This window comes from Acinetobacter chinensis (assembly GCF_002165375.2).
Classification (GTDB): Bacteria; Pseudomonadota; Gammaproteobacteria; order Pseudomonadales; family Moraxellaceae; genus Acinetobacter; species Acinetobacter chinensis.
On sequence record NZ_CP032134.1, the window covers coordinates 51,412 to 67,687 of the forward strand.

At 45.4% G+C, this 16,276-nt stretch carries 17 protein-coding genes; 9 read left to right on the top strand and 8 right to left on the bottom strand.

The genetic code is table 11. The annotated features are described in order from the left end of the window. Positions 1-245: 245 nt before the first annotated feature. The 5 genes from CDG60_RS18265 to ubiG all read right to left on the bottom strand — a co-directional run bounded on the left by CDG60_RS18265 (position 246) and on the right by ubiG (position 3,326). Positions 246-401, bottom strand: a complete 156-nt coding sequence (locus CDG60_RS18265) for a hypothetical protein (RefSeq protein WP_171405421.1) — start codon at positions 399-401, stop codon at positions 246-248. A gap of 160 nt (positions 402-561) precedes the next feature. Next, positions 562-984 (bottom strand): hypothetical protein, encoded by a 423-nt coding sequence (locus CDG60_RS00975; protein ID WP_087512916.1) that lies wholly within the window; start codon positions 982-984, stop codon positions 562-564. 152 nt (positions 985-1,136) lie between these two features. Next, positions 1,137-1,883 (bottom strand): YciK family oxidoreductase, encoded by a 747-nt coding sequence (locus tag CDG60_RS00980; RefSeq protein ID WP_087512917.1) that lies wholly within the window; start codon positions 1,881-1,883, stop codon positions 1,137-1,139. A gap of 43 nt (positions 1,884-1,926) precedes the next feature. After that, positions 1,927-2,613: an HAD family hydrolase gene (locus CDG60_RS00985; RefSeq protein WP_087512918.1), complete on the bottom strand. Its 687-nt coding sequence runs from the start codon at positions 2,611-2,613 to the stop codon at positions 1,927-1,929. Further along, on the bottom strand, positions 2,610-3,326 hold the full coding sequence (gene ubiG, locus CDG60_RS00990) for a bifunctional 2-polyprenyl-6-hydroxyphenol methylase/3-demethylubiquinol 3-O-methyltransferase UbiG (RefSeq protein WP_087512919.1): 717 nt from the start codon (positions 3,324-3,326) through the stop codon (positions 2,610-2,612). Before ubiG ends, CDG60_RS00985 begins: the two co-directional genes overlap by 4 nt. Before the next feature lie 182 nt (positions 3,327-3,508). Between ubiG and CDG60_RS00995 the strand changes: the two genes are divergently transcribed. After that, entirely contained in the window at positions 3,509-4,126 is a 618-nt protein-coding gene (locus CDG60_RS00995) for a thiol:disulfide interchange protein DsbA/DsbL (protein WP_087512920.1), read from the top strand. A gap of 64 nt (positions 4,127-4,190) precedes the next feature. Here CDG60_RS00995 and CDG60_RS01000 read toward each other — a convergent pair whose 3' ends face one another. After that, entirely contained in the window at positions 4,191-4,838 is a 648-nt protein-coding gene (locus tag CDG60_RS01000) for a TetR family transcriptional regulator (protein WP_087512921.1), read from the bottom strand. 175 nt (positions 4,839-5,013) lie between these two features. Here CDG60_RS01000 and CDG60_RS01005 point away from each other — a divergent pair, with 175 nt between their 5' ends. Beyond that, positions 5,014-6,036: a ferredoxin reductase gene (locus CDG60_RS01005; protein ID WP_087512922.1), complete on the top strand. Its 1,023-nt coding sequence runs from the start codon at positions 5,014-5,016 to the stop codon at positions 6,034-6,036. 136 nt (positions 6,037-6,172) lie between these two features. Beyond that, on the top strand, positions 6,173-7,312 hold the full coding sequence (locus CDG60_RS01010) for a fatty acid desaturase family protein (protein ID WP_087512923.1): 1,140 nt from the start codon (positions 6,173-6,175) through the stop codon (positions 7,310-7,312). Between the two features lie 90 nt (positions 7,313-7,402). Here the strand turns inward: CDG60_RS01010 and CDG60_RS01015 are convergent, their stop codons facing one another. Further along, positions 7,403-8,020: a TetR/AcrR family transcriptional regulator gene (locus CDG60_RS01015; protein WP_087512924.1), complete on the bottom strand. Its 618-nt coding sequence runs from the start codon at positions 8,018-8,020 to the stop codon at positions 7,403-7,405. Between the two features lie 150 nt (positions 8,021-8,170). Between CDG60_RS01015 and CDG60_RS01020 the strand changes: the two genes are divergently transcribed. From CDG60_RS01020 to dnaJ, 4 genes are all read left to right on the top strand, one after another. Further along, positions 8,171-9,277, top strand: coding sequence for an efflux RND transporter periplasmic adaptor subunit (locus tag CDG60_RS01020; RefSeq protein WP_087512925.1), 1,107 nt, complete (start codon positions 8,171-8,173; stop codon positions 9,275-9,277). Beyond that, positions 9,274-12,420, top strand: coding sequence for an efflux RND transporter permease subunit (locus CDG60_RS01025; protein ID WP_087512926.1), 3,147 nt, complete (start codon positions 9,274-9,276; stop codon positions 12,418-12,420). Before CDG60_RS01020 ends, CDG60_RS01025 begins: the two co-directional genes overlap by 4 nt. A gap of 133 nt (positions 12,421-12,553) precedes the next feature. After that, a complete protein-coding gene (locus tag CDG60_RS01030) occupies positions 12,554-12,931 on the top strand; it encodes a hypothetical protein (RefSeq protein ID WP_087512927.1) in 378 nt (125 codons plus the stop codon). A 105-nt stretch (positions 12,932-13,036) separates the two neighbouring features. Continuing rightward, positions 13,037-14,149 (top strand): molecular chaperone DnaJ, encoded by a 1,113-nt coding sequence (gene dnaJ, locus CDG60_RS01035; RefSeq protein ID WP_087512928.1) that lies wholly within the window; start codon positions 13,037-13,039, stop codon positions 14,147-14,149. Between the two features lie 60 nt (positions 14,150-14,209). On the opposite strand, the gene CDG60_RS01040 is transcribed toward dnaJ, so the two are convergent. Further along, complete coding sequence (locus tag CDG60_RS01040; protein ID WP_087512929.1) at positions 14,210-14,443, bottom strand: hypothetical protein; 234 nt, start codon at positions 14,441-14,443, stop codon at positions 14,210-14,212. Positions 14,444-14,703: 260 nt separating this feature from the next. On the opposite strand from CDG60_RS01040, the gene dapB reads away from it, so the two are divergent. Continuing rightward, positions 14,704-15,519, top strand: a complete 816-nt coding sequence (dapB, locus tag CDG60_RS01045) for a 4-hydroxy-tetrahydrodipicolinate reductase (protein ID WP_087512930.1) — start codon at positions 14,704-14,706, stop codon at positions 15,517-15,519. Positions 15,520-15,573: 54 nt separating this feature from the next. Further along, positions 15,574-16,224: an START domain-containing protein gene (locus tag CDG60_RS01050; protein WP_087512931.1), complete on the top strand. Its 651-nt coding sequence runs from the start codon at positions 15,574-15,576 to the stop codon at positions 16,222-16,224. The last annotated feature ends 52 nt before the right edge of the window (positions 16,225-16,276 follow it).

The following is a 16,276-nucleotide window of genomic DNA, read 5'->3' on the forward strand; positions in this document are numbered from 1 at the left end:
GAACCCTCATAGGACCGTTTGTTTACTGGATCTACTGTACGCAAAAAATGCAGAGAAACTGTGAAGATAAATCAGTAATTTTTTAAAAAAAGCGGATATAGTCAGGATATTATGCGTGAAAGCATTAAAAATGAAAATCCCACTTATTGCGAAACAATTCACAGAATAGCAGTTTCTTCTGTTTAAATTCCAGCTTTTGTCTTTTTCTCAGGGTAGCTGTTCAGAAGGGCATTCTGAAAGCTGTTTCAGTTCCAGTGTTCAATCAGATCTTTTAAAGAATCAAGCGCTTCAATCACGCATTGTGCCTGATGGGCATCATCCATTGCGACAATTAAACTGTCAGACAGCTGAAGGTTTTTGATGGAGCGGATCGCATCAGATTTGCGGACAGGATCTTTCATTTTGCTTCTCAGTGGCTGTGCAGAGGACTCTGAAAACAAGCATAGGAAAGAATATGTAAACTGTAAAACCGAATAATATTATGTAATTGATTTGAAAATGCGATTTATAAAACGGGTGTGATTAATCAGGGCAGGATTTGCCCTGATCAGCAGGTCTGAATCAATAGGCGTATGCAAGGTCCGTATAATCGTTCAGTGACTTTAACATATGTGCCTGGATAAACTCATGGATATCCTGAGGTGACATCGGTTGTCCCTGACGGGTAATGACATGCTCAAAAGGTTCCTGAGATTCAGCGGTGATGCGGTAAACAAAACTGGTGGCTACCCTGTAGTTCTCATCTTCTTCTCTGATCATGCTGGTGACGTAGCGGTAGCTGTGTTCAAAATTCAGATCGGTATGTGAAAAGATAAACTGATCAAACAGTTTCAGGCTTTGACCGGATACCAGGGCTTTCAGTTCGTCAACAATACCAGGCTCAAAGGTCACGCCATATTTTTCAGAAATGGGTTTTCCGGCAACGGACAGGCTCAGTTGACCATCCTCATTTTCAGTCACTGTAATATTGCTAAAATCAGACATATAAACCCCGATGTTTGAATGGAAGAATGAATGCCGTCCAATATAAGTGAATCAGAAACAGATTCAACTGTTTTAAGGCGCTGTATAGACTATTGTTCAGATATAAAAAATGGAGGAATCAAAACCTCCATTTTTGAATGTTTCAGACTGCATCAGTCCTGTGCATCAATACTTTCACCATTTAAATGACGGCTGTCTTCGCCCATCAGATATAAATAGGCAGGCATGATGGCTTCAGGTGTCGGCAGTGTTTTTGGATCTTCTTCAGGATAAGCCTTGGCACGCATCGCAGTCCGTGTTCCACCTGGGTTAATGCAGTTGTAGCGGATATTGGAATATGTATTTTCTTTGGCAAAAATCTGGCTGACCGCTTCAATGGCAATTTTTGAGACCGAGTAAGCACCCCAGAGGGCACGTGCTTCGCGTCCAACGCCTGAGCTCGCAAAGACCACAGACGCATGCTCTGATTTCTGCAGTAAAGGCAGCAGCTCCTGAGTCAGGACAAAGGGTGCACGAAGATTGACTGCCATGACATCATCCCAGACTTCCTCTGGATAATGTGCCAGTTCTACACGTTCACCGAGTATGCCAGCATTGTGCAGAATCCCGTCCAGACGGCCAAACTGCTGTTCCAGGGTACTGACCAGCAGTTCATAGTCATGCGATGTTGCTGTGGACAGCTGTAAAGGTAAAATTGCAGGCTGAGGCGCACCTAAAGCCTCAATTTCATCATAAATAACTTCAAGTTTATTGAGTGTACGGCCATGCAGAACAACAGTTGCGCCATGCAGGGCATAGCTGAGTGCTGCTGCACGACCAATCCCGTCACCGGCACCGGTAATCAGGATAATTTTATCCTTCAGCAGATCAGGACGAGGCTGGTATTCTGAGTATTTCATGGGAGACCTCCTTCAGTTTTTATAATGTTTGCATTTCACTAAATTACGCTGAAGCCGGCTGAATATCCACCAGTTTATAAATGATCTGTTGCAGTTCAGCGACATCGTTGACTATACAGTCCGCCTGCCATGCGTTCAGATCATCTTTGTGCGCTAATGGTAAATAACCGTAAGCAGCCAGAATGGTATACATCCCTGCATTGCGTCCTGCATCAATGTCACGTGGATGATCACCGACATAGATACAGTCTTTGGCTATGATCTGAATCTGTTCTGCTGCCAGGTACATCGGCTCAGGGTCAGGTTTGGTTCTGCTGACATCTTCTGGACAGACCAATACAGCACAGCGTTCAGTCAGGTTCAGGGCTTCCAGCAGAGATTCACTCAGAGCACGGGGTTTATTGGTCACAATCCCCCAGGGAATCTGATGCTGTTCCAGTGTTTCAAGCAAAGGATACATGCCTGTAAACAGGTCGGTATCCACCGCAATATCCTGACCATACAGATTCAGAAAACGCTGACGGTGCGCCAGGAACACAGGATCTTCAACCTCAAGTTCAGGGTAGACCAGTTTGACCATTGCACGTGCGCCTTCGGACACCTGAGTACGGATCAGCTCAGCATCCACCACAGCTTTGCCTTCCTGACGGCACATTTCCTGGATGATACGGATAAAATCAGCTGCGGTATCAATCAGTGTTCCATCCAGATCAAACAGAACGGCTTTCATGCTTCACCTGCTTTTGTGGTGTGAACCATGTAATTGACATCGACATTTGGCGCAAGCCAGTAGTGTTTAGTAATCGGGTTGAAATGCAGACCGGTCATATTTTTCAGTTGCAGTCCTGCACCACGGATATCATGTGCCAGTTCTGATGGTTTAATGAATTTATGATAGTCATGTGTACCTTTAGCCAGCATGCGCAGTACATATTCAGCACCAATGATGGCAAACAGATAGGACTTAGGATTGCGGTTGATCGTGGAAAAGAATACATGACCGCCTGGTTTTACCAGTTTATGGCAGGCTTGAATAATCGAGGCAGGGTTCGGTACATGTTCCAGCATTTCCATACAGGTCACAACATCGTACTGTCCCGGCTGTTCTTCAGCGAGCTGTTCCACAGGAATCTGACGGTACTCAATATTTGCCACACCTTCCTGTTCCGCATGAATACGGGCGACATTCAGAGGTGCTTCACCCATATCAATCCCCAGAACAGTTGCACCACGACGTGCCATGCTTTCCGACAGAATACCGCCACCACAGCCGACATCGAGGACTTTTTTACCCTGAATGCCACCGGAAAATTCATCAATCCAGTTCAGGCGCAGCGGGTTGATCTGGTGCAGAGGTCTGAACTCGGAATGCTGATCCCACCAGATGGCCGCAAAGGCTTCAAATTTTGCAATTTCCTGCGGATCAACATTCAGTTGCGACATGGGGGTCACCTCGATCAAGTCATTAGAATTTAAAAAGGTCTATGCGATGCTAGTGTAGCGATTATTCTGGAAAAAGCGATAAAACCCGTAAAAAAGTTCACAGAATGAAAACGAAATCAGTGTAAATGTTTTATAGTGTTCGAATAAGCTAATCATAACGATGAAGAGGACAGACAAGGTCAATGAAAAAATTCCTTTTGGGCAGTCTTGCCACAGCAGTGATTGCATTTTCTGGCAGCGCGATGGCAGCCAGTTTTGAAGCGGGTAAGGATTACACGGTGATTGCCAATCCGGGGAAGTCAGAACTGCCAGGTAAAATTGAAGTACGTGAGTTCTTCTGGTACGGGTGTCCGCATTGTTTCAAACTTGAACCGCATATGCAGGCATGGCTGAAAAAAATGCCAAAAGACGTATATTTTGTACGTACTCCTGCGGCAATGAATCCTGTATGGGAACAGGGCGCACGTGGTTATTATGTTTCTGAGGCGCTGGGTGTCCGCAAGAAAACCCATATTCCACTGCTTAATGCCATTCATGTTCAGGGACAGCAGATTTTTGATCAGGCATCTCAGGCAAAATTCTTTACGAAATACGGCATTCCTGAAGCTAAATTCAACAGTATATTCAACTCTTTTGCCATTACATCCAAAGTGTCACAGGCGAACCAGCTGTCCAAACAGTATCAGCTGACGGGTGTTCCAGCTGTGGTGGTGAACGGTAAATACGTGGTTCAGGGCGAAGATGCAAAAGTTACTGAAGTCGTCACTTACCTGGTGGAAAAAGAGCGTCAGGCAAAATAAGTCCTGAGTGCTGTAAAAAAACCGCATCAACTGCGGTTTTTTTATGTCTGTAATATGGAGAAGTTCAGTCTGAACTTTTCACCTGCATGCCTGAAACGCCTCTGAAGATCAGTTTGACCTGAGTGATGGCCTGTTTTTTGACAACGGCTTTACGCAGTTCCAGTTCCAGACCACTGTACTGACGGCTCAGACTGAGCCAGGACATTGCCCAGGTAAAAGACAGGTTAATCAGAATATTGGACAGGACTTTCAGATCATTTTCATCATGCAGCTGCTGCACAATTTCAAACTTTTTCAGACTGTTGATCAGATCGTCCATCAGAAAGTCAATTTCACGGGCGATCGCATGGCGCACAACTTCGGAACCACCCCAGCGTTCTGCAATCATGAAAATCCACTGATGCGGGTTACTGTCCACGGTGCCAAAAAACAGCTCCATACTGGATCTGGTTTTTGCTTCAGGCAGTGCCATTCCCTGTCCCAGCTGATGCATGACATTTTTCAGATAAAGCGCAACCTGATCGACCAGTTCCTTGCCCAGTTCATCCATATCCTGGAAATGCCGATAAAAAGCCGTAGGTACAAGTCCGACTTCGCGGGCAACTTCACGCAGGCTGATACTCGAAAATGAACGACCTGATGTGCTTAAAGTTAAAGCAGCATCAAGTAAAGCCTGACGACTTTGCTGTTTGCGTTCATCACGAATCGACATTGTTGAACCTGAGAAAAATAAAGTGCCATGAGTCTATCAAATATTTATCAAAATTAAACGACGAATGTCAGTGTACAGGTGTTGACTGAATATGGATTTTGCGTATAGTGTACACATGTTCACTAAAAGAACATTTGTTCACTCAATAAATAGCAAGCACAAAGAGGAACGCAAAATGAGTAGTACAGTTGAATACAGTCCTGAGTGGGTTCGGGAAGACTTTGTCGATTTTATCGCTGCAAAGATCAATCCGTTATGGGCATGGAAAAAAGTCAAAGCCAGTGTGGTGAAAAGCCGCACCCTGAGCCATGATTTTTATCAGATTCAGTTGCGACCGAACCGCAATTTTAAGCATCAGCAGTTTAAAGCAGGACAAAGTGTGCTGGTGACTGTGGAGATTGCAGGTGTGCGTCAGCAGCGCAGTTATTCAGTCATCCGCCTGTTGTCAAACGGCGACATTTTACTGGGCGTAAAACGTCAGGGCATGGTGTCTGAGCATTTAACCCGTCTGAATGCAGGCAGTCTTGTAGAACTGTCTCAGCCTCAGGGTGAGTTTGTCCTTCAGGATACAGTAACGCCACTGCTGTTGATTGCATCGGGCAGCGGGATTACGGCGATTTATTCACTGTTAATGGAAGCATTAAAGACGCCTGAACGTCATATTGACCTGATTTACTTCAGTCGTGATCAGGCATTTCAGTCCGAACTGGAAATGCTGTTTCAGCAGCATCTGAATTTTCAGTTTCATGCCGTAAATACAGCACAGCATAAACAGCATCTGGATCTGGCTTTACTGGAACGGCTGGTTCCTGATTATCAGCAAGGGTTGACCTATGCCTGTGGTGCTCAGTCCATGATGCAGAGCCTGAAAGAAATTTTTGCAGCACAGGGAATTTCTTCGCAGCTGAAGCAGGAATATTTTCAGATGACCGCTGATGAAAGTCTGGAGACACAGTCTGTGACTTTTTTAAGAGCACAGCAGGAATTCAGTGCAAAAGGCAGTCTGCTGGAAAGCGCAGAACAGGCAGGTTTAAGACCGACTCATGGTTGCCGTATGGGCATGTGCAACACCTGTACCTGTACCAAAGTCAGTGGTTCAACCAAAAATATGCTGACCGGTGAAATCAGTCATGATGCCAATACCCAGATCAAGCTGTGCATCAGCCAGGCGGTCAGTCCGGTCACCATTAATCTGTAGATTGAACAAGATCAGTCCAGATATTTAACCGATTTAAAAAATATGCAATTCAGAAACTGGGAATTTATCCGGTTCAGGACAGTTGCATCCAGAATTTGCAGAGTGACTGAAAACAACAGCACTCAGGAGAAAAAATATGAATATGTCAGTCAGTTTTCCGAACTCGAAATCAAAGCATCTGAACCCTGAACAGGTGGCTGAATTTGGTCGCCGTGTCGATGAAATCCGTCGTGAAGTGATGGAGAACATTGGTGAACAGGATGCGAAATATATTTATAAAATCCGTAATTTTGTACGTTACAGTGAGATTGCTTCACGCGGTATGCTGATGTTCGGAGGCTGGATTCCACCGGTGTGGGTGATCGGTACAGGTTTACTCGGGATTTCCAAAATCGTGGAAAATATGGAACTGGGTCATAATGTTATGCATGGTCAGTTTGACTGGCTGAATGATCCGAGCCTGAATGGCGCCAGCTATGACTGGGACACGATGGCAACTGGTGATGACTGGAAATATACCCATAACTATATCCATCACACCTATACCAATATTGTCGGTAAAGATCATGATGTTGGCTATGGCCTACTGCGTGTCAGTGAGTCACAGAAATGGGAGCCACGTTTTCTGCTGAATATTCCTCTAGCGATTCAGTTGATGGTGTTTTTCGAGTGGTATGTCGGGGTGCAGAATCTGCATCTTGAAGACGCTGCTGTCTATAAAACCAAAACCTGGAAACAGGTCTGGGCAGATGCAACCAAATTCCGTAAAAAAGCCCGCCGTCAGATACTCAAAGATTATGTATTTTTTCCGGTGATTGCAGGACCGAATGCACTGCCTGTTTTAGCAGGAAATGCCATTGCCAATATCATCCGCAGTTTATGGGCTTCAGCGGTTATTTTTAATGGTCATTTTACCGAAGATGCTGAAACTTTTGAGGCGGACAATACTGAAAATGAAAGCCGTGCAGAGTGGTATTTACGTCAGATCCGAGGTTCAAGTAACTTTAGCGGCGCAGAATGGCTGCATATTTTAAGTGGTAATTTAAGCCATCAGATTGAGCATCATTTATTTCCAGATATGCCTGCAAACCGCTATGCAGAAGTCGCACCCAAAATTAAGGCACTGTGCGCTGAATATGGCATCAATTATAACGAAGCCAACTTCTTTCAGCAGTTCTGGAGTGTCTGGGTGCGTTTAGCAAAATGTTCTCTGCCTAACCAGTGGACTGCCTCTATTACCCAGTCATTGCAGAAAGTGAAAGGTATTTTTGCCTGATTTGAATGATTGTTAAGCTCTGTTTTAAATGGGCAGGGCTGATATTTAAAAAACAGGACTGAGTCTTAACCGTTCAGTCCTGTTTATTTTTTAAACGTGATATTTCAGCATAAACAGCTCAATGCTTTCCGTAATGATCTGCTGTTTTTCCTGTGCCGTAGGTGCAGTGGCAATGCCCAGCAGAACTTCGTGGTGGCGCATTCCCAGTAACAGTGAAAGGATCAGCTGAGTCTGTTTCAGCACATCATCTTCAGAAATAAATCCAAGCTCAATCGCCTGGCTGAACAGGTCTTCCCACACACGGCACATGCGCAGATGTGAGGCATCATAAAAACGCTGAGCGAGCGGGCTTTTTTCTGCAGCCAGTTCCACCAGTAAAATGTCCAGTTTAATGGCTTCAGGTAAATAAATCACATCCAGTGCAAGCTGACAGGCTTTGGACAGTTCAGCTTTAAAGTCACAGTCAGGGCTCAGCAGAAACTTACGGGCACTGATGGATTCTTCACAGGTTTCTGCAATCGCACAGCAGAACAGGTTTTCTTTGTCCTGAAAATGGTTATAAACCGTCAGTTTGGTCACACGGGCTTCTTTAGCAATCTGGTTCATGCTGGAACCGTGATAGCCGCATCTTAAAAACAGGTCTTTGGCAGCCTGTAAAATCTGCTGTCTTTTTTCAAGATCTTTCGGGCGTCCTACAGTGATTTGCACAATATATTCCAGAAAAAAAAGAATCGGTCATTTACTTTTTACAGGATTCACAATTAGTGTACCATGCAGTATATTAATTAAAAATTGATCAAATTAATATCCTGTCAGTATTTTGCCTGAAAAAAAGTATTTGAATAAGAGCCTTTAGCTATGAATATTCTGAAAACATCGGTCAGCAGTCTGATCATTGTATGCTGTGTCACGCTGTGGGGGTGCAGTAAGGAACAGCCTGCTGCAGAGCAGATTCCATTTGTCATGGTTGCACAGCCTGCAACCTCACATCTGGATCAGAAAAGTTATGCGGGTGAGGTTCAGGCCCGTCAGCAGACAGCACTGGCATTCCGTGTTGGAGGGCAGATTACAGAGCGTCTGGTTGATGTTGGGGACAGAGTTAAAGTGGGGCAGGTACTGGCAAAGCTGGATGTCAAAGATGCACAGCTTCAGCTGAACTCAGCACGCGCACAGCTGGAAAGTGCGCAGTCAGCTGCCAAAGTGGCGGGTGATGAGTTCAAACGTTTTCAGCAGCTTTTACCGATCAATGCTGTCAGCCGTTCACAGTATGATGCAGTGAAAAATCAGTACGATGCAGCACAGGCATCCCTGAAGCAGGCGCAGTCCAATTATGATGTTTCGGCTAATCAGACCGGTTATAACCAGCTGGTGGCAAATAAAAACGGTGTGATCACACAGCGCAATATTGAAGTGGGGCAGGTGGTTTCCGCAGGGCAGGCAGCCTATCAGCTGGCAATGGATGGTGACCGTGAAGTGGTGATCGGTGTTCCTGAGCAGGCTGTGTCCAGCATAAAAGATGGTCAGGATGCATGGATTACCCTGTGGTCCAGACCTGAAGATAAATTTGCAGCTTATGTACGGGAAATCTCTCCGGCTGCTGATCAGTCCAGAACATTCAGTGTGAAAGTGGCTTTAAGGGAAGGACAGTCGGCGATTCAGCTGGGTCAGAGTGCCCGCGTGTTTTTTTCGCAGAATGTACAGAATGTTTTAAGTGTACCGCTATCCAGTGTATCGGCAACCAGTAATCAGGCTTATGTCTGGGTGGTCAATCCAGATCAGACCATCCGTAAAGTGAATGTCACGCTGGGTGCTTATGGTCGGGACAGTGTCCCTGTCCTTTCAGGGCTGAAACCTGGTGAATGGGTTGTGGTTGGGGGCGTACACCTGTTGCATGAAAAACAGAAAATTAAACCTGTAGACCGTGAAAACCGTGCTGTCACTGTTCAGAAAGGAGCAGCTGCATGAGTAACTTTTCCCGGTTCAACCTGTCTGAATGGGCACTCAGAAATAAAGGACTGGTCCTTTATTTCATGATTCTCATGGGCATCGTTGGCTTTTTTTCCTATTCAAAACTGTCACAGAGTGAAGATCCACCTTTTACCTTTAAAGTGATGGTGGTGCAGACGTACTGGCCTGGTGCCACTGCTGAAGAAGTGTCCTTACAGGTCACGGATAAAATTGAAAAAGAGCTGATGAGTACAGGACTGTACGACAAAATCATGGCGTATTCACGACCTGGTGAATCCATGGTGATGTTCATGGCTAAAGACTCACTGAAATCTGCGCAGATACCGGATGTCTGGTATCAGGTGCGTAAAAAAGTCGGCGATATCAAAGGGCAGTTACCCAGTGGCGTACAGGGACCGTTCTTCAATGATGAGTTTGGTGACACCTTTGGCAACATCTATGTACTGACAGGTAACGACTATGATTATGCAACCTTAAAAGAATATGCCGACCGTTTACAGCTTCAGTTACAGCGGGTCAAAGATGTCAGCAAAGTTGATCTGGTTGGATTGCAGGATCAGAAAATCTGGATTGAACTGTCCAATACCAAAGCCGCACAGTTGGGTGTTCCTGTCACAGCGATTCAGGATGCATTATCTAAGCAGAATGCCATCACCAGTGCCGGTTTCTTTGAAACAGGTTCAGACCGGATTCAGGTTCGGGTCAGTGGGGCGATTAAAAATGTCGATGATCTGAAAAAAATGCCTTTGCTAGTGGGAGATAAAACCATTCAGCTGGGAGATGTTGCCGAAATTTACCGGGGATTCAGTGACCCTGCTCAGCCACGTATGCGTTTTATGGGTGAAAATGGTATTGGGCTTGCTGTTTCCATGCGTAAAGGTGGCGATATTATTGCGCTGGGTAAAAATCTTGAAACTGAATTTCAGCATTTACAGAAGACTTTGCCATTGGGCATGGAGCTGAAAAAAGTATCTGATCAGCCGGTGGCAGTGCAACGCTCCATTCAGGAGTTTATTAAGGTTCTGGCTGAAGCCGTTATTATTGTATTACTGGTCAGCTTCTTTTCCTTAGGGTTCCGTACTGGACTTGTGGTGGCATTTTCCATTCCGCTGGTACTGGCAATGACTTTTGCAGGAATGAACCTGTTTGATGTCGGATTACATAAAATTTCCCTGGGGGCATTAATCCTGGCTTTAGGCTTGCTGGTGGACGATGCCATTATTGCTGTGGAAATGATGGCTATCAAAATGGAGCAGGGCTACAGCCGGATGAAAGCAGCAGGCTATGCCTGGACCAGTACCGCATTTCCAATGCTGACCGGAACACTGATTACAGCAGCAGGTTTTTTACCGATTGCAACCGCTGCCTCCAGTACAGGTGAATATACCCGCTCCATCTTCCAGGTGGTGACCATTGCTTTAATCGTGTCCTGGGTGGCTGCAGTTTTATTTGTTCCTTATCTGGGTGACAAACTGTTGCCTGATTTTAATAATGCGCCACAAAGAGCGCCGTGGTATCAGCGTCTGATTGCCCGTTTACGCAAACAGCCAGAACCTGAGCCTGTGGTGCATCATGCAGGTGAGCATTTTGATCCTTACCAGACCGGGTTTTATCAGCGTTTCCGTCAACTGGTGAACTGGTGTGTGACTTACCGTAAGACGGTGATTGCAGTTACGGTAGGTATCTTTGTACTGTCTGTTGCGATGTTTAAGGTTGTACCTCAGCAGTTTTTCCCACCGTCGAACCGCGCCGAAATTCTGGTGGATTTAAAACTGGAAGAAGGCGCATCACTGAAAGCCACTGAAAATGCCGTGAAAAAAGTAGAGCAGTTCCTGGCGAAGCAAAAGGGTATCGACAACTATGTTGCTTATGTAGGAACAGGCTCACCACGTTTTTATTTACCGCTTGATCAGCAGATGCCGCAGGCAAGTTTTGCTCAGTTTGTGGTACTGGCGAGTTCGCTGGATGACCGTGATGAAATCCGTAAGTCCCTGGATACTCAGATCCGTGCATTACTACCACAGGTCAGAACCCGTGTGTCATTACTGGAAAATGGTCCACCTGTGGGTTATCCATTACAGTTCCGTGTTTCAGGTGAGGATATTGCAACAGTGCGTCAGCAGGCGCAGCAGCTTGCAAAAATCATTGGAGAAAATCCAAACACCACCAATGTTCATCTGGACTGGGGTGAACCAAGTAAAATTATTTCTCTGAATATTGATCAGGACCGTGCCCGTCAGATGGGTGTCAGCTCTCAGGATCTGGCGAATTTCCTGAACAGTTCCATTTCAGGCATTATCATCAATCAGTACCGTGAAAAACGTGAGCTGATTGATATCCGTATCCGTGGCGATCAGAACGAACGGATTGGTGTGGAATCATTGTCCAGTCTTGCTGTACCGACCAGTAATGGAACTACAGTACCACTCGCTCAGATTGCAAAAATCGACTATAAGTTTGAAGATGGTCTGATCTGGCACCGGAACCGTCTGCCGACCATCACCGTCCGCGCAGATATCCGTACCCATTTACAGCCTGCAACGGTGGTTGGGCAGCTGACTGAAAAGATGGATGAAATGCGTGCTCAGTTACCGAATGGTTATCTGGTTGAAGTGGGTGGAACCGTGGAAGAGTCAGCCAAAGGTCAGAACTCTGTAAATGCGGGTATGCCTTTATTTCTCGCGGTGGTCTTTACTTTACTGATGATTCAGCTGAAAAGTATTTCCCGTTCATTCATTGTGTTTCTGACCGCACCACTCGGACTGATTGGTGTTGTGCTGTTCCTGTTGCTGTTCAACAAACCTTTCGGTTTTGTAGCCATGCTCGGGACCATTGCACTGTCGGGAATGATCATGCGGAACTCGCTGATTCTGATTGATCAGATTGAGCAGGACATACTGGCAGGGCAGAATCAGTGGGATGCAATTCTGGATGCAACGGTACGCCGTTTCCGTCCGATTATCCTGACAGCACTGGCTGCGGTACTGGCGATGATTCCACTGTCACGCAGTATTTTCTTTGGTCCAATGGCTGTTGCGATTATGGGGGGGCTGATTATTGCAACGCTGTTGACGCTGTTCTTTTTACCAGCATTGTATGCACAGTGGTTTAAAGTAAAAAAAAATAACAATACTGCTTAATTTTATGACAATATGGGGTGTGAAAAATTGAAAATTTCAATATAGTAGCACCTTATATTTTACTAATTCTGAAAAGCTATTTTTTACTGCATATTACAAAATCAAACATGCAGTAAATAAGGTTGGAAAGCACATGAAGCAAGACAATTTATCCAGGTATCGCCGCTCTGTTGCGATCTCTTATGTCTTCATGTTTTTGACACTTTTTACCGTGATCAGTGGAATTTTTGCTTACCTCTTTGCTCGTAAAGTTTCTCAGGCCGTCGATACCGAAGTCTGGTTACAGGCACAGGCACTCTGGGTCATGCGGAATATTCTGATTTATTTTATTATTACGGCTTTTGCTGCACTCTGGTTCATTCCTTTATTTTTCTTTTACTGGGACAGTTATCTCTGGGTGACTGGCTGCACAGTTGCAGGCGTTTCTTTTGCCCTGATCGGTTTCCTGTTTTTGCTGAATGCCTGGATTAAAGGCGTGGCAAAATTCTTCCAGAACAAAGCTGTTTTCTGATTCTCATAAATTTTTTCAGTCCTGCCCTTGTAATATTCGGTTTGACCCCCAATTTCAGACCACAGTTAAGTATTAAACAAAATTCCGTGAGGAGCTTCGCCAAACATGGCTAAACGTGATTATTATGAGGTTCTGGGTGTTGCCAGATCCGCTGGTGATGATGAAATTAAAAAAGCCTACCGTAAGCTGGCGATGAAGTATCACCCTGACCGTAACCCTGACAACGCAGAGGCTGAAGAAAAATTTAAAGAAGCTGCTGAAGCTTATGAAATTTTATCTGACAGTGAAAAGCGCAGTATGTATGACCGTATGGGGCACCGTGCCTTTGAAGGTGGTATGGGCGGCGGCGGTGGCTTTGGTGGCGGTTTTAACGCAGAAGATATTTTCAGTCAGTTTGGCGATATTTTCGGTGGTGCATTTGGTGGCGGTGGACGTCAGCAACGTGCCAGTCGTGGTTCGGATCTGCGCTATGTAATGGAACTGACGCTTGAAGAAGCGGTCAAAGGCGTGAAAAAGACCATTACATTTACGGCGCCAGCGCCGTGTGAAACATGTGACGGTAAAGGTTCCAAAAACCCGAAAGATGTTGAAACCTGTAAAACCTGTCATGGACACGGTCAGGTTCGTATGCAGCAGGGCTTCTTTTCTGTACAACAGACCTGTAGTACCTGTCGTGGTCAGGGTAAAATTATTAAAAACCCATGTAATACCTGTCATGGTTCAGGTGTTTCAGACCGTCAGCAGACGCTTGAAGTTACAATTCCCGCAGGTGTGGACAACGGTGACCGTGTCCGTCTGAGTGGTAAAGGTGAAGCAATCCGTGATGGTCAGTCCGGCGATCTTTATGTTGAGGTCGTGGTTCGTGAGCATGAAATCTTCCAGCGTGATGGTGCAGACCTGTATATGGATGTGCCTGTGAGCATTGCTGATGCAGCTCTGGGTAAAGAAATTGAAATCCCGACTCTCGAAGGTCGTGTCAGTCTCAAAATTCCAGAAGGAACACAGACCGGTAAATTATTCCGCTTACGCGGCAAAGGTGTGAAACCGGTACGGACCAGTATGCAGGGCGATCTGCTTTGCCGTATTGTGGTGGAAACACCGGTCAATCTGACTTCCCGCCAGCGTGAACTGCTGAAAGAGCTGCAGGAAACAATGGATGGCGATGACAATAAATCATCTCCAAAAAAGAAATCATTCTTTGATCGGCTGTTTGACTGACCGTTCTTAAAAAAAGGCGATAGTGATATCGCCTTTTTTTATATCTGTTCAAAACAGAGTTTATTCCAGTACTGGAGCATCAATATCTTCAACCCGTACCTCTGATCCTGTACTTTGTTCTTCAGCCGCCTGTTCAGTTGTTTTTTCAGACTGAACCTGGTCGCGAACCGTGACACTGATTTTTGCCTGAGCCAGACTTTCGAGGGTATCTCCAGGCTGTACAGCAGGTTCAGCCCAGGCAGCAGCCATCATCATCCCCAGTAAACCCACAAGCAGCTTTTTCACCGAATGCATTTTCATCTCCTTATTTACTTGTATTGTGATCATTCGTACAGGTGAGTCTGCATGGGCAAGTTTTCAGAATTGTGAAAATGGGCAAGTGTCTGAAAATATTTTTAAATTCCTTCCAGCCTGAAAGCATGACTGTAAATACTGGAATAGATCTGAGCGATCATACAGCCGCACGGATTTACTTTATTTTTAGTCTGAAAACTTAGTCTAAGCAGGGAGTTTTGTTATAGTAAGCACAATTAAAAGTCAGTTTGGAATAGATCATGTCTACAGCTCCACGTATTGGTATTTTAGGTGCAGGCGGTCGTATGGGCCGTACGTTGATTCAGGCTGTGCAGCTTGCGGGTTATCAGCTTGCGGCAGCAGTGGAACGCCCTGAAAGTTCTTTGATTGGAGCAGATGCAGGCGAGCTTGCCGGGATTGGTGCCGTTGGGGTGAAGATTGCAGGCAGTCTGGAAGAAATTCTGAAAGATGTGGATGTGGTGATTGATTTTACTGCACCTGTTGCGACTGCGCATAATCTGAAATTATGTGCTGAAGCAGGTGTTGCAATGGTGATTGGTACAACGGGTTTTTCTGATGAACAGAAAGAACTGTTAAATCAGTCTGCTGCTCAGACCCCGATTGTTTATGCTGCCAATTATTCAGTGGGTGTCAATGTTTCCATTAAACTGCTGGAGCTTGCTGCGAAAGTGTTTGGCGATACAGTGGATATTGAAATTATTGAAGCTCATCACCGCCATAAAGTGGATGCACCATCAGGTACAGCACTGATGATGGGTGAAGCAGTTGCTGATACACTGGGTCGTGATCTTAAAAAAGTTGCGGTTTATGGCCGTGAAGGACATACGGGTCCACGTGAGCGTGAAACAATCGGTTTTGAAACGATCCGTGGCGGAGATATTGTAGGTGAACATACCGTAATGTTCATTGGTGAAGGTGAGCGTGTGGAAGTGACACATAAAGCCACCAGTCGAATGAATTTTGCATCAGGTGCAGTCAGAGCTGCAGTATGGGTTGTCGGCAAAGATGCAAAAAAATACGATATGAAGGATGTTTTAGGCTTAAATGACATTTAAGCGGGATGCAGCTTTGTTTAAACTGTAGCAGTATTAAATAAAACTGATCCTAAAATGAAAAAAAAAGCGATGTTTCTTAGCTGTGTGGTCGCTGCAATCAGTCTGACCACACAGGCAGCTGTTCCCACCAATGCCAGACTCAGCCTGAATAAAAACAATGTGAAGGTCTGGACTTATCAGAATACAGGACAGTCAGTGCTGTCTTATAAAGCAGAAACAGTGCTGGATGTGTCTATAGAAAGGGCGGTTGCCTTAATTCTTGATGTCCGGAACAGTACCCGATGGGTACCCAATGTCGCCAAGGCAGAAGTACTGAGTCGTGACGATGCCAAAGGTGAATTTACCCTGTATATGGTGCTGGACTTTCCATTTCCTTTAAAAGACCGTGATATGGTTGTAAAAGGTAAAATGTATAAAGATGCCAGTGGCGTGATCAGTATAAAAAACACGGCTGTTTCAAAGGTTAAACCTGTAAACCCAGGTTATATCCGGATCAGTGATTATTCTGGTGACTGGGTTTTTCAGCAGCAGGCAGATGGGCGGGTTAAAGTCACAACAACGGGGCATGCAAATCCTGAAGGGGCTATTCCGGCCAGTGTGACTAATCTGCTGGTTGAGCAACAGCCCTATCAGATGTTGCAAAGAATGAAGACTGAACTTGCCAAAAACAGTAGCTATCAGCCTTTACCAGAATTCTTACGCTGAATGCCCGTTCGGTCAGTAAAAAAGCCCGCATTTCGCGGGCTTTTTTACTTTA

Coding starts and splice junctions, on each gene's coding strand:
- CDG60_RS01010 (WP_087512923.1), top strand. CDS start 6,173: ATGAATATGTCAGTCAGTTTTCCGAACTCGAAATCAAAGCATCTGAAC.
- CDG60_RS01030 (WP_087512927.1), top strand. CDS start 12,554: ATGAAGCAAGACAATTTATCCAGGTATCGCCGCTCTGTTGCGATCTCT.
- CDG60_RS01005 (WP_087512922.1), top strand. CDS start 5,014: ATGAGTAGTACAGTTGAATACAGTCCTGAGTGGGTTCGGGAAGACTTT.
- CDG60_RS00995 (WP_087512920.1), top strand. CDS start 3,509: ATGAAAAAATTCCTTTTGGGCAGTCTTGCCACAGCAGTGATTGCATTT.
- dnaJ (WP_087512928.1), top strand. CDS start 13,037: ATGGCTAAACGTGATTATTATGAGGTTCTGGGTGTTGCCAGATCCGCT.
- CDG60_RS18265 (WP_171405421.1), bottom strand. CDS start 401: ATGAAAGATCCTGTCCGCAAATCTGATGCGATCCGCTCCATCAAAAAC.
- ubiG (WP_087512919.1), bottom strand. CDS start 3,326: ATGTCGCAACTGAATGTTGATCCGCAGGAAATTGCAAAATTTGAAGCC.
- CDG60_RS01020 (WP_087512925.1), top strand. CDS start 8,171: ATGAATATTCTGAAAACATCGGTCAGCAGTCTGATCATTGTATGCTGT.
- CDG60_RS00985 (WP_087512918.1), bottom strand. CDS start 2,613: ATGAAAGCCGTTCTGTTTGATCTGGATGGAACACTGATTGATACCGCA.
- CDG60_RS01000 (WP_087512921.1), bottom strand. CDS start 4,838: ATGTCGATTCGTGATGAACGCAAACAGCAAAGTCGTCAGGCTTTACTT.
- CDG60_RS00975 (WP_087512916.1), bottom strand. CDS start 984: ATGTCTGATTTTAGCAATATTACAGTGACTGAAAATGAGGATGGTCAA.
- dapB (WP_087512930.1), top strand. CDS start 14,704: ATGTCTACAGCTCCACGTATTGGTATTTTAGGTGCAGGCGGTCGTATG.
- CDG60_RS01025 (WP_087512926.1), top strand. CDS start 9,274: ATGAGTAACTTTTCCCGGTTCAACCTGTCTGAATGGGCACTCAGAAAT.
- CDG60_RS01050 (WP_087512931.1), top strand. CDS start 15,574: ATGAAAAAAAAAGCGATGTTTCTTAGCTGTGTGGTCGCTGCAATCAGT.
- CDG60_RS01040 (WP_087512929.1), bottom strand. CDS start 14,443: ATGCATTCGGTGAAAAAGCTGCTTGTGGGTTTACTGGGGATGATGATG.
- CDG60_RS00980 (WP_087512917.1), bottom strand. CDS start 1,883: ATGAAATACTCAGAATACCAGCCTCGTCCTGATCTGCTGAAGGATAAA.